At 35.5% G+C, this 12,226-nt stretch carries 11 protein-coding genes; 4 read left to right on the forward strand and 7 right to left on the reverse strand.

Annotation, left to right across the window (positions count from 1 at the left end; all coding sequences use genetic code 11):
- Window positions 1-8: 8 nt before the first annotated feature.
- Both ACVEGE_RS18150 and ACVEGE_RS18155 read left to right on the forward strand, forming a co-directional pair.
- Complete coding sequence (locus ACVEGE_RS18150) at window positions 9-821, forward strand: SDR family oxidoreductase (protein WP_192501316.1); 813 nt, start codon at window positions 9-11, stop codon at window positions 819-821.
- Between the two features lie 213 nt (window positions 822-1,034).
- Window positions 1,035-1,445: a c-type cytochrome gene (locus ACVEGE_RS18155; protein ID WP_173857286.1), complete on the forward strand. Its 411-nt coding sequence runs from the start codon at window positions 1,035-1,037 to the stop codon at window positions 1,443-1,445.
- A gap of 3 nt (window positions 1,446-1,448) precedes the next feature.
- On the opposite strand, the gene ACVEGE_RS18160 is transcribed toward ACVEGE_RS18155, so the two are convergent.
- From ACVEGE_RS18160 to ACVEGE_RS18185, 6 genes are all read right to left on the reverse strand, one after another.
- Complete coding sequence (locus ACVEGE_RS18160; RefSeq protein ID WP_192501317.1) at window positions 1,449-2,090, reverse strand: nucleotidyltransferase family protein; 642 nt, start codon at window positions 2,088-2,090, stop codon at window positions 1,449-1,451.
- Entirely contained in the window at window positions 2,080-2,841 is a 762-nt protein-coding gene (gene xdhC, locus ACVEGE_RS18165; RefSeq protein WP_192501318.1) for a xanthine dehydrogenase accessory protein XdhC, read from the reverse strand. The genes ACVEGE_RS18160 and xdhC overlap by 11 nt, the downstream gene beginning before the upstream one ends.
- A gap of 165 nt (window positions 2,842-3,006) precedes the next feature.
- Entirely contained in the window at window positions 3,007-5,190 is a 2,184-nt protein-coding gene (locus ACVEGE_RS18170) for a xanthine dehydrogenase family protein molybdopterin-binding subunit (protein WP_192501319.1), read from the reverse strand.
- Complete coding sequence (locus tag ACVEGE_RS18175) at window positions 5,190-5,651, reverse strand: (2Fe-2S)-binding protein (RefSeq protein WP_192501320.1); 462 nt, start codon at window positions 5,649-5,651, stop codon at window positions 5,190-5,192. Before ACVEGE_RS18175 ends, ACVEGE_RS18170 begins: the two co-directional genes overlap by 1 nt.
- A gap of 995 nt (window positions 5,652-6,646) precedes the next feature.
- Window positions 6,647-7,336 carry an SIMPL domain-containing protein gene (locus ACVEGE_RS18180; RefSeq protein ID WP_173854537.1) on the reverse strand — a complete coding sequence of 230 codons (690 nt, stop codon included), beginning with the start codon at window positions 7,334-7,336 and terminating at the stop codon, window positions 6,647-6,649.
- Between the two features lie 59 nt (window positions 7,337-7,395).
- Window positions 7,396-8,034 carry a rhomboid family intramembrane serine protease gene (locus ACVEGE_RS18185; RefSeq protein WP_192501321.1) on the reverse strand — a complete coding sequence of 213 codons (639 nt, stop codon included), beginning with the start codon at window positions 8,032-8,034 and terminating at the stop codon, window positions 7,396-7,398.
- 111 nt (window positions 8,035-8,145) lie between these two features.
- Here ACVEGE_RS18185 and ACVEGE_RS18190 point away from each other — a divergent pair, with 111 nt between their 5' ends.
- Complete coding sequence (locus tag ACVEGE_RS18190) at window positions 8,146-9,015, forward strand: lysophospholipid acyltransferase family protein (RefSeq protein WP_192501322.1); 870 nt, start codon at window positions 8,146-8,148, stop codon at window positions 9,013-9,015.
- Between the two features lie 73 nt (window positions 9,016-9,088).
- Window positions 9,089-10,657 (forward strand): protein adenylyltransferase SelO, encoded by a 1,569-nt coding sequence (locus ACVEGE_RS18195; protein WP_192501323.1) that lies wholly within the window; start codon window positions 9,089-9,091, stop codon window positions 10,655-10,657.
- Between the two features lie 75 nt (window positions 10,658-10,732).
- Here the strand turns inward: ACVEGE_RS18195 and ACVEGE_RS18200 are convergent, their stop codons facing one another.
- The gene (locus tag ACVEGE_RS18200) at window positions 10,733-12,223 is read right to left on the reverse strand and encodes an aminotransferase class V-fold PLP-dependent enzyme (protein WP_192501324.1); all 1,491 of its coding nucleotides are present in this window, start codon (window positions 12,221-12,223) and stop codon (window positions 10,733-10,735) included.
- Window positions 12,224-12,226 lie beyond the last annotated feature (3 nt).

Raw genomic sequence — 12,226 nt, forward strand, 5'->3', positions numbered from 1 at the left:
ATAGTAGTATGAAAAAAACAATTTTTATAACCGGAGCTTCTTCTGGTTTAGGAAAAGCTGCGGCTTTACTTTTTGCAAAAAACAACTGGAATGTTATCGCTACCATGAGAAAACCAGAAAACGAAACAGCACTTGCTGAAGTAGCAAACATAACCCTCTTACCCTTGGATGTTACCAATGTAGAGCAAATCGAGGAAACGGTAAAAAAGACCTTAGAACTTGGTAAAATAGATGTCGTTTTTAACAATGCAGGCTACGGACTGGCAGGTCCTTTTGAAGGAGCAACAGATGACCAATTAACGAATCAATTGAACACCAATCTTTTGGGTGTAATGAGAGTAACACAGCAGTTTCTACCTCATTTTAGAGAAAACAAAGCGGGTACATTTATAACTACAACTTCTATTGGCGGTTTGATTACGTTACCTTTCAACTCGGTTTATCACGCTACAAAATGGGCGTTGGAAGGTTGGAGTGAAAGTTTAGCATTCGAACTAAAAGAATTTGGAATCACAGTAAAAACAGTTTCACCAGGCGGAATTGCTACCGATTTTGCAGGTCGTTCCTTAGTGATGACACAACATCCTGCTTACCAAGAACAGATGAACAAAGTCCTATCGGTTTTTATGGATCCAGAAAGAGCCAAAGATTATTCGACACCGGAACAAATTGCAGCTGTCGTTTATGAAGCCGCAACTGACGGAAAATCAACCTTACGCTATGTTGCTGGCGCTGATGCTAAAGCAATGTACGCACAGCGAAACGAAGTGGGTGACGAAGCTTTCCGACAAGGAATTGAAAATGTTTTTTATAAAAAATAAAAAAGGGAAATGCCACCAAGAACAACATTCTTCTTCGGTGGTGTTTTTATAAAAACCCATTTCTTTGCTTTTAATCGGCTTGGTAGATATTAGTTGTTTTGTTTACCCGTTACTAACTGAAAATTATCAATCCTATGACATACCCTACCGATGGCTTGGTTTTTGAGTAGTTTTTACTATAAATGAAAAATTAAATTAAAAACGCATTAGAGTATGAAAAAATATATCGCAGGAATGGCCGTTGCCGCTTTTATGTTGTTTAGTTTCAGTTCGGTACCTACTTACCAAGATATTAAAATAAGTCCAGAGCAAGCAAACAACGGAAAATCGATTTACAACAAAGTCTGTATGGCGTGCCATCAAATGAATGGTGCCGGAATCACAGGTGCTTTTCCACCTTTGGCAAAGTCAGATTACTTAAATGCCGATGTCAACAGAGCGATTAAACAAATTTTGAATGGTTCGAATGGTCCCATAACTGTCAACGGTAAAAAATACACTACGCCAATGCCAAAGCAAGAGTTGTCAGACCAACAAGTCGCAGATGTGCTTACGTATGTATACGCGAGCTGGGGTAATAACAAATCAGTGGTAACGCCAGAAATGGTAAAAAAATTAAGATAGTTATTATATAGAAGCTTCTACATTTTGAGTATAATTTTCCCAATCTGCAGGCGTATTGAGATTACGAATTATAGAAGAATCCTGAACAGCAACTACGGTACACTGTTCAGGATTCTTTTTTTTTATTTGAAAATCCAATCGAGAATGTTCATCTGTTGTATTTAATTGCAACAACGGATTCCAAAACAGAGCTGATAACTGAATGGGATGCCCATTTTTTCCTTCGAATTGTGGTTGCACAATCGTATTGGTAGTACTAATTATTTGTTCTAGCTCTGCGATGTTCAAAATAGGAACATCAATCGGCTGAATTAAAACAGTTTGATTTTCGGGAATTTGTACCAAAACGGCTTGTAAAGTCGAAAAAGAGCCTTTTTCTGGAGTAATGTTTACGATAATTTTGACTTTTAAATTATTGTATTTTACAAAACGGTGTTGTGCCTCTTTGAACCAAGGAACTAAGCTAAAATAATCTTCGTGATAATAACCTAGACCAATATAAACATTGGTAATAGACGAATTGGCGATTCTATTAAGCTGTTCTAAAATCCAAATCGTTTTATTATACACCAATAAACCTTTGGGGAAACCCATTCTTTCTGACTTCCCTCCTGCCAACAGTATATAAGCAGTTTCATTTTCCATAATAAACTTTCAATAATTCAGAAGCAATGCTGATAGCAATTTCTTTGGGGGTATTTCCCCCCAAGTCTAGTCCAATTGGACAATGTACTGGCGCAATTCCTTCTGCCATTCCCAATTCTTTTATCAACATAGCATTGAATCTATTTTTCTTGGTCTTGCTGCCAATCAAACCAATGTATTTAGTTTGGGAAGCCAAAGCCAAAGCGGTTATTTCAAAATCCAATTTGTGGTCGTGGGTCATAATTACCGCATAGCAGTTATCGCCCCAGCCCACGGTTTGTTTGTATAAATCAAACGGTTCATTGTGGTATGCTATTGAAGAATCAATGGCAATGATTTCTTGCCAGTTTTCTCTAGTATCATACAGATGAATCCCAAAAGGGGTGTCTTTCATAATGTCACAAAGGGCAACACCAATGTGGCCTGCGCCAAATAAATGCAACTGAGGAGATTGATTCATAGGTTCAATTAATAAGGCTACTTTTCCGCCACAACATTGTTCAAATTCGGGGCCTAAAGTATAACTAAAATATTTTGTTTTGTTCTCTTTTACCGCTGTTACAGCTTCAGCTATAACTTGAAACTCTAGTTTTCCGCCGCCTATAGTGCCGTAAAATTCTTTATGATTTACGACAATCATCTTTGCACCTAATCTACAAGGTGCTGAACCCAAAATATGAGTGACCGTTACCAAAGCTACTGGAGTATTTTTGGTTTTAAAATCTTGTAATAAGGCAAGCCAATTGTTCATTTATAAAGCATTAAAGTAGCTGATGTTCCAGCGCAAAGGAATTAGATGTTTTTTGAAACGAATTGCACAAATTTTCACTAATTATGGGGTTTTAAAAATCCAATTTCACCTATTTTTCAACTATTGTCAAATTCGTGGAATTCGTGTTTTTTTTATTTGTTTAAATTAAACCAATTCATAATCACTCAATGGTAAATTTCGGTAGCGTTTTCCGGTCAATTTGAAAATGGCATTTACAATTGCAGGAGCAATCACAGGAACACCCGGCTCTCCCACTCCTGTTGGTGGTGCAGTACTTTCTACAATTTCGACCTCGATTTTAGGAGCTTCATTCATTCGAACCATTCGATAATCACCAAAATTACTTTGCTCAATCGCACCGTCTTTGGCGGTTATTTTTCCGTAAAAAGCGAGTGACATACCAAAAATAGCAGCACCTTCCATTTGTGCGATAACCGTGTTTTTGTTGACTACTATTCCGCAATCAATGACGGTATTCACTTTGTGAATTTTTACTATACCCTCTACCATAGAAACTTCAACAACTGAGGCTACATAAGACATGAAACTATAATGAACTGCCAATCCTTGCGCGTGCCCTTCTGGAAGCGGCTTGCCCCAACCCGCATTTTCTGCTGCTTTTTTCAACACATTCTTCAATCGACTAGCACTGAATTTATTGCTTTTATCGTTTTCTGGAGTGTTGTCTTCGCCTAATAATTTTAGATTAAAAGCCAAAGGATCTTGTTTGGCAGCATGCGCCAATTCGTCTGTAAAAACATTGATCGAAAATCCGTGCGGAATGTTAATTACTGAGCGCAACCATCCAATTCGTACCATGGCAGGCGCTTGACCTACTTCGATTTGAAAGTTTTTAATACCGAAAGGAACTTCAGAAGCCGATTCGATTTCCCAACCATTTGGATAATCTGCCGTAGGATCAAAAGTTGATTTGATAGGTGGAAAAGCAAAACGATGCAACCAACCGGTTACATTTCCTTTTTCGTCCAGCGATGCTTTCATATATTGTGCACTTACGGTATGGTAGTAACCGTGTTGCGTTTCATCTTCTCTAGTCCAAACTACTTGAACGGGTGCTTTTATGGCTTTGGATATTATAGCTGCTTCAACCACATAATCAGGTTTTGATTTTCGGCCAAAACCACCACCTAGTAAGGTAACGTTGATGATTACTTTTTCATCATCAAATCCCAAATAGTTTTTTACTTCTTCATGTGCTGCTTGTGGGTTTTGTGTTGGACACCATACTTCACAACTATCTTCTTTCACCCAAGCCACAGTGTTGGGCACTTCCATGGGTGCGTGTGACAAATGCGGCAATTGGTAGGTACTCTCGATCACTTTCGCGGAAGCGGTAAAAGCGGCTTCGATATTACCTCTGGTTTTGCTCACCACACCAGGTTTGTGGACATTTTCGGTTAACATTTCCATGTATTTAACCGAATCATAACTGCCATTTTTACCGTTATCCCATTCGATAATCAAAGCTTCTTTTCCTTTAAACGCAGCCCAAGTGTTGGTTGCTACAACTGCAACACCGCCAAGTGCGCCAAAAGGAGTCTTAATGCGTTCAATTTCAAAAACAGCTTCGACACCCGGAATTTTCATGGCTTCGGTTTTGTCAAAAGACTTTACCGTTCCAAAAGTTACGGGACATCTTGCAATGGCAGCAAATTTCATATTAGGCAAACGGAAATCTAGCCCGAAAACAGCACTTCCTGTTACGTATTTTTCGACATCGATACTTTTTAGGTTTTTACCAATGTATTTAAAGTCTTTTGGATCTTTTAGAATAATATCTTTTGGTGCTTCGATTGTTTTGGCTATTTCGACTAAATCTCCAAAGCCAATTTTTTTACCGTTTTTATGGACTATAAAATGGTTTTCTGCATGACATTCTGATACTGGAACCTTCCATTTTTGAGCGGCTGCCGAGATCAAAATCATTCGAGTCGTCGCTCCCATTTTTCGCATGGCTTCGTATAAATAACGCACAGAACGAGACCCATCAGTATTTTGATCACCGTATTTTTTGTGACCAATAGCTTGCTCAACACTCACTCTATTCCAATCTGCTTCCATTTCGTCAGCAATGACAGAGGTTAGGGAAGTACGAATTCCATTTCCCATTTCAGAACGAGAAGCAACTAAAATTAAGTCCCCGTTGGGTAGTAGTTCAACAAATAAATTGGGTTGAAAAGCACCAGCCAAAACGGATTCTGTTTCACTAGCAAACAAGGACAAATGAGAGCCAATGATCAATGCGCCCGAAGTTAATCCTATATTTTTGATAAATGATCTCCTGCTTATGTTTTGAATATCGCTCATTATTTTTGTTGTTTTTTAAGTTCAACCGTATGATGAATGGCTTTTTTGATGCGTTGGTAGGTTCCGCAACGGCAAATATTTCCACTCATTGCGTCATCGATTTCTTCGTCAGTAGGGTTGCTATTGGAATTTAATAAGGAAGTAGCGGCGATTAATTGACCCGGCTGACAAAATCCGCATTGAGGAACATTAAATTCGATCCATGCTTTTTGGAGTAATTGTAAATTAGGTGTAGCCCCTTCTACCGTGGTTATTTCTTTGCCAACGGCAGCCGAAACTGGTGTCAAACAAGAGTAGGTAACTTCGTCATTGACTAAGATTTTACATGCACCGCAAGCTCCTACTCCACAGCCATATTTAGTTCCTGTAAGTCCCAATGTATCGCGTAATGCCCATAATAAGGGCATGTCTGGCGATGCGTCTAGACTGTGTTTCTTTTTGTTAACTACTAATGTGATCATACCAAATTCTTTTAAATTTTAAGAAAGGTACAATTTAATCCTTTTTTGAATCCTTTTATGAAGCTATTTTACCTTATTTTAAGATTAATTTATCATAAAGTCGCTTTCAAAGCTGTTTTTCATCTAAAAAATTGCATCCATAAATTAAGTCAATACAATTTATAAAAAATCCAATGATTAGTTCGTTCTAAGCTAAGCCCCTCCTATTACAGCTCGGCTTCGTTCCATGTACCAAAAACTAAATTGAGACTAGTTATTGGTAATAAAAATAATTAATTTAAAATATTTGTTAAAATTTACTTTCGTTTCTGATCAATTGATTAGTTTTTTACTCTAATTTAGTTTTATGCCTAGATAAAAGCAATATAATGAAGTTGAAGTAATAGAAAGTGCTATGGGCGCATTCTGGAAGGATGGCTATAAAAGAACGCCTTATAAATATTACCTAAATAATTAAAAATCAATCTATTTTATATAAATTCTAGTTTTGGTAATAAGCAAAATCTAATTTTGGAAAGTTTAAAATTGTACAGAACTAAGCTGCAAAAATTATTAAAATACTTTGAAGAGAATTCTAATGGTAATGATAGTATCAAGAACTTCTTTTATGCATATGCGGCATTTTCAATTCCAAAGAATAATTAGGAAATAATAAAAATAAGTTGACTTTAATATTACCCTAAAATAATGGATATTCTAAAAATCGGAATTATTATAGCAAGCGTACTTTTGTTAGCTGTTATATTATTTATAATCTTCACCCAACCACTTGTATATGATATAAAGCCAGATCCAATAGTGTATAATGCGAATCAAGGGTTAAAAATTAAATTTAATCACATTCCTATTCTCCCCACTAAAACGTTTCAAGAAATTGAAACGTTTTTTTTATGCCTTATTTTTCCAAAACAGTCTCAAAGTCATTCACAAAAAAAAAGCTACTCACATCTTATAACAAAGTGAGTAGCTTTTTTTAAAACTTACTATGGTAATACTTACTCTAAAATAAAACTAACATTTACATTTGCTGTGATTTCAATTTCTCCTACAGCAAGTGTTTCCCTAGTAGATACTGAGTCACTCATTTCTGCTTTCATCATGCGAGCATAAACAGGTTGTGGAGAATAGGTTTGAGAATTATCTGATATTGTAATTGCACGACCTACTTTTTGCCCCAATACAGACACGTAATCCTCTGCTTTAAGCTTGGCGTCTTTCATTGCTAACTTTCTTGCCTCAGCCTCATGTTTCGCTAAATCCGAAGATTGAAACATTACATTATCAATTCGGTTTACTCCTTCAGAAACTAATCCTTCCATCAATTCATCATATTGATTCAGGTTTCTTACAATTATTTCTATTGTTTGTGTCGCATTATAATTGGTTTTCTTCTTAGCATAATCATACTGAGGATTCAAGGCTACACGCTGCGTTCTATAATCTGCAGTGGCGATATTATTTTTCTTGATTAACTTTAAAACAGCATCAATTTGCTTGTCGTTTTCTCTCTTAACCTCTTTTGAATTGCTTCCTTTTGTCTCTACTGTAGCAGTAATCGTCGCTTGATCTGGTGCCACTTTTACTTTGGCTTGACCATTGACACTTATTTGTGGTACTTGTTTAATTTCCTGTGCATACGAAGTTGAAATAAAAGCGAGAGCTAAAATTATTATTGCTTTTTTCATAATATGTTATTTTGATTGTTTTTTATATTGTTATAACTATTATTTCAAAAGCCGTGCCATCATAACTTACCCATCTTTGCCATAACAAAAAGAATAACAATTGGAATAGCCAATAAAACAACCATTAAACTATGTTGCGCTATTAGAGCCGGATTTGTCGCTAAAGTGATTAAATAGCCACCTATAGCGCCACCAAAATGGGCTGTATGTCCTATATTATCATTTTTAGCACGCATACCGTAAATTGAATATAGCAAGTATAATATTCCGAATAAATACGCTGGAACTGGAATAATAAAAAACAGTTCCAACATCATATCTGGTCGCAATAATATAGCCGAATATAAAACTCCTGTTACCGCTCCAGATGCTCCAACTGCACGATAATTATAATCATTTTTATGAAAAACAATGGTGAGTAAACTACCAAATAACAAACTCCCTAAATATATAATAACAAAGGATAGACTTCCTAAGTAAGCAATAACTACAGGAGCAAAAAAATAAAGTGTAAGCATATTAAAAGCCAAATGCCCAATATCAGCATGTAAAAATCCGGATGAAAACAATCTAATTTGCTCTCCTGATCGCACACTCCCCATGTGAAATTCATATTTTCTAAAAAAGGCAGTGTCTTCAAATCCTTTTAAACTAAAGATAACGTTTGCTGCAATAATTATAATTAAAATGGTATTCATAAATTGATTTTATATTAAATGTAAATATAGTGATTCTCTAATAGCCAACTTTACCACTTTATATTTTTTTAACGCTAGCCATTTTTGACTTACCTTTGCAAAAAAAACTGCATGCAATTTCTAGTTTATATAGTAACTTATCCTCTACTTTGGTTGGTGTCTATTCTTCCGTTTCCTATATTTTATGCTTTGTCTGATGCTATTTATGTTTTAGTTTATCATATTATTGGTTATAGAAAAAAAACAGTTCGTGCTAACCTAGCGCTAGCTTTACCTAATCTAAGCGATAGAGAACGTTTAATTATTGAAAAAAAATTCTACCACCATTTATGTGATATGTTTTTAGAAATGACAAAAACAATGACCATGTCACCTGAAGAAATGAGCAAGCGTTTTGTTGTTACTAATCCAGAACTAATAAAAGAATATGAAGCCAAAGGCAAAAGCATTATGCTCTTAGCGTCTCATTACGCGAGCTGGGAATGGTTATTGACGTTAAATACAAAAATTGCTTTTCAGGGAATTGGAGTTTATAAAAAAATCAAAAATAAATATTTTGATAAATTAGTAAGAGATATTCGTTCCAAATACAATACCCAACTTGTGGTAACTAGAGATACAATTCCGCTGATTTCAAATAACCAGCGCAAGGGAGTGCTTTGCATGTATGGTTTGGCTAGTGATCAATCACCAAAAATAACACGTGTTACACATTGGGATACTTTTATGGGAATTGAAGTTCCTGTGCATACAGGTGCCGAAGTTTTGGCTAAAAAGTATGATCTTCCAATATTATTTGCTAAAATAGAAAAGGTAAAGAGAGGCTATTATAAAGCCACTTTTATTCCATTAAGTAATGATCCTAAGTCTGTTCCTAATTTTGAAATTACGCATCAATTTATCCAAGAAGTAGAAAAACAAATCTACGAAGCACCTGAATATTACTTTTGGACACATAAAAGATGGAAGCACAAACGCTAATTATTTGGACATTTTAGTTTTAATTAACTAGTGTTTCCGCTAAATTTCGTTAATTTTGGTTGTAATATACCTTATGATGAAATTAAAAATAAACAATAGATTTAGTACTGAATTACCAGCTGACCTTGATGAAACTAATGTTACTCGTCAAGTTCGCAACGCTTGTTTTTCTTATGTAAATCCTAGAGTACCATCCAACCCTCAATTAATTCATTACTCTAAAGATGCTGCGAAGCTCATTGGTTTAACCAAAGTTGATGCAGAAACACCTTACTTCACCAATATATTTTCGGGTAAAGAGGTTTTACCGGAAACTCGTCCTTATGCTATGAGTTATGCCGGACATCAGTTTGGGAACTGGGCTGGACAGTTGGGTGACGGAAGAGCAATTATCCTAACAGAAATTGAATATGAAAATAAAAATTTCACACTGCAGTTAAAAGGCGCTGGAATGACACCTTATTCTCGACGTGCTGATGGTCTAGCGGTATTGCGTTCCTCAATTAGAGAACATTTATGTAGCGAAGCCATGTTTCACCTTGGTGTACCCACTACTCGATCGCTTTCTTTAACGCTTACTGGCGATCAAGTTTTACGTGACGTAATGTATGACGGTCACGCCGAATATGAAAAAGGAGCTGTGGTTTGTAGAATTGCGCCTTCATTTATTCGTTTTGGGAATTTTGAATTATTTTCTTCTCAAAATGATTTGACAACTTTAAAATCACTTACCAACTTTACTATAAAAAATCATTTCCCAGAAATTAAAGGGAACTCAAAACTAGATTATATTGCTTTTTTTAAGGCTGTCGCCAATAAAACACGTGCCATGATTGTACATTGGCAGCGTGTGGGTTTTGTGCATGGTGTAATGAATACTGATAACATGTCGATCCTTGGGTTGACCATCGATTATGGACCCTACGGCTGGCTAGAAGATTATAATCCTGACTGGACTCCTAATACCACTGATCGTGAAAACAGAAGGTACCGCTTTGGAAACCAACCACAAATTGCATTGTGGAATTTATACCAATTAGCAAATGCCTTATTTCCTTTAATTAAAGAGGCAGCGCCATTAGAAACCATTCTACACAGTTTTCAAGAACTTTATGAGGAAGATTACACAAGTATGATGCGTGATAAACTAGGATTAGCAATTCCAACAGAAACAGATACCGAATTGCTAGGGCTGCTTTCGCAAAATTTACTCTTACATGAAACTGATATGACTATTTTCTTTAGGAAATTAAGTGAAGTTAAAAAATCCGACTCCGAAGAAATTGCTTTTGCAACTATTGCCGAATCATTTTATAATCCCGAAAAAGTAAGTGAGCAAACAAAAGCGATTTGGTTGTATTGGTTCACACAATATAGTACGCGTTTACAAATAGAAACAGCAACCGATCAAAAAAGAAAACTAGCCATGGATAAAGTAAATCCTAAATATGTTTTACGAAATTATATGGCACAATTAGCCATAGAAGCTGCTGAAAATGAAGATTATTCCTTGATTGAAGAATTACATATTTTGCTAAAAAAACCGTACGATGAGCAAGAATCTGCTCAAAAATGGTTTGCAAAAAGACCTGATTGGGCGAGAGAGAAAATAGGAAGTTCTATGTTGTCTTGTAGTTCTTAAAAAAATAAGAAGCCAATTTTTAAATAATTTTCTCAGCTTAATTCTTTTTCGATAAAAACTAAGCTGAGAAAAAAATTATATAGAAAACCATTTATCCACTAAGCCGTCTTCTAAATTTTTAGCCTTCTGGTGGATAAATTCATTAGTGTTTTTATTGTATTCATAATCTAAAGCCCAAATTTTATGGTTTTCAGCCAATGATTTAATACTGTTACAAACAAATTCTATTTCGGTATTTGTTGTTGTTGGATGAATAGACATTCTAATCCATCCTGGTTTTCTAATTAAATCCCCAAGTGTGATTTCATCAATTAATTGATTAGATGTTTCTTGATCTACATGCAATAAAAAGTGTCCATAAGTTCCAGCGCAACTACAACCACCACGAGTTTGAATTCCGAATTTATCATTCAATAACTTCACTCCTAGATTAAAATGCAAATCATCAACGTAAAATGATATTACTCCTAGCCTATCTTTTTGCTGTGCTGCTAGAATTTTGATATTAGGAACTAACTCCAGTGATTCAAAAATAGAATCTACCAGTTCATGTTCTCTTTCTAACATGTTATCCACACCCATTTTTTCTTTTAATTGAATAGCGAGAGCGGTTTTAATTACCTGTAAAAAACCAGGTGTTCCACCATCTTCTCTATCTTCAATATTATCGATAAATTTGTGTTTCCCCCAAGGATTTGTCCAAGAAACAGTTCCTCCACCGGGATTGTCAGGAACTAAATTTTGGTATAATTTTTTATTAAAAACTAAAACTCCAGGAGTTCCAGGTCCGCCTAAAAATTTGTGGGGAGAAAAGAAAATCGCATCTAAATAACTTTCGGGATCATTAGCTGGATGCATATCGATAGTTACATAAGGTCCAGAGCAAGCAAAATCTACAAAACAAAGTCCATTATTTTCATGCATTATCTTAGCTACGTCATGGTATGGCGTTCTAATTCCTGTAACATTTGATCCAGCAGTTAGCGAGGCAATCTTAAAGCTTCTATCTTTATATTGATCTAATAAAATTTTAAAATTTTTCATGCAAAATAATCCGTCTTCATTAGACGGAATTACCACCACATCTGCAATAGTCTCTAACCATGTTGTTTGATTAGAATGGTGTTCCATGTGCGAAATAAAAACAATTGGCTTTTTATCGGCTGGAATGGTAATAAAATCTTTCAAATTCTCAGGAACTCTTAATCCTAAAATACGTTGAAATTTATTTACCACACCCGTCATTCCGGTTCCATCAGTGATTAAAACATCATTTTCATCAGCACGAACATGGTCTTTTATAATATGACGCGCTTTATGGTAAGCTTTAGTCATTGCCGTTCCTGAAATAGTGGTTTCGGTATGCGTATTAGCTACAAAAGGACCAAATTCATTCATCAACTTCTCTTCAATTGGTCGGTACAAACGACCACTAGCAGTCCAATCAGTATAGATGATTTTTTGCTTCCCATAAGGAGAAACAAATTCTTGATTAATACCTATGATGTTGTCTCTAAATTGTTGAAAATAGTGTTCTAATGTTGTTGATTTTTTTGTTGCAATCATGTG

Source organism: Flavobacterium sp. PL002 (assembly GCF_054165825.1).

What these genes read in the sequence shown, in the direction of transcription:
- ACVEGE_RS18150 (WP_192501316.1), top strand. Translation starts at nt 9, where the DNA reads ATGAAAAAAACAATTTTTATAACCGGAGCTTCTTCTGGTTTAGGAAAA.
- ACVEGE_RS18155 (WP_173857286.1), top strand. Translation starts at nt 1,035, where the DNA reads ATGAAAAAATATATCGCAGGAATGGCCGTTGCCGCTTTTATGTTGTTT.
- ACVEGE_RS18160 (WP_192501317.1), bottom strand. Translation starts at nt 2,090, where the DNA reads ATGGAAAATGAAACTGCTTATATACTGTTGGCAGGAGGGAAGTCAGAA.
- xdhC (WP_192501318.1), bottom strand. Translation starts at nt 2,841, where the DNA reads ATGAACAATTGGCTTGCCTTATTACAAGATTTTAAAACCAAAAATACT.
- ACVEGE_RS18170 (WP_192501319.1), bottom strand. Translation starts at nt 5,190, where the DNA reads ATGAGCGATATTCAAAACATAAGCAGGAGATCATTTATCAAAAATATA.
- ACVEGE_RS18175 (WP_192501320.1), bottom strand. Translation starts at nt 5,651, where the DNA reads ATGATCACATTAGTAGTTAACAAAAAGAAACACAGTCTAGACGCATCG.
- ACVEGE_RS18180 (WP_173854537.1), bottom strand. Translation starts at nt 7,336, where the DNA reads ATGAAAAAAGCAATAATAATTTTAGCTCTCGCTTTTATTTCAACTTCG.
- ACVEGE_RS18185 (WP_192501321.1), bottom strand. Translation starts at nt 8,034, where the DNA reads ATGAATACCATTTTAATTATAATTATTGCAGCAAACGTTATCTTTAGT.
- ACVEGE_RS18190 (WP_192501322.1), top strand. Translation starts at nt 8,146, where the DNA reads ATGCAATTTCTAGTTTATATAGTAACTTATCCTCTACTTTGGTTGGTG.
- ACVEGE_RS18195 (WP_192501323.1), top strand. Translation starts at nt 9,089, where the DNA reads ATGATGAAATTAAAAATAAACAATAGATTTAGTACTGAATTACCAGCT.
- ACVEGE_RS18200 (WP_192501324.1), bottom strand. Translation starts at nt 12,223, where the DNA reads ATGATTGCAACAAAAAAATCAACAACATTAGAACACTATTTTCAACAA.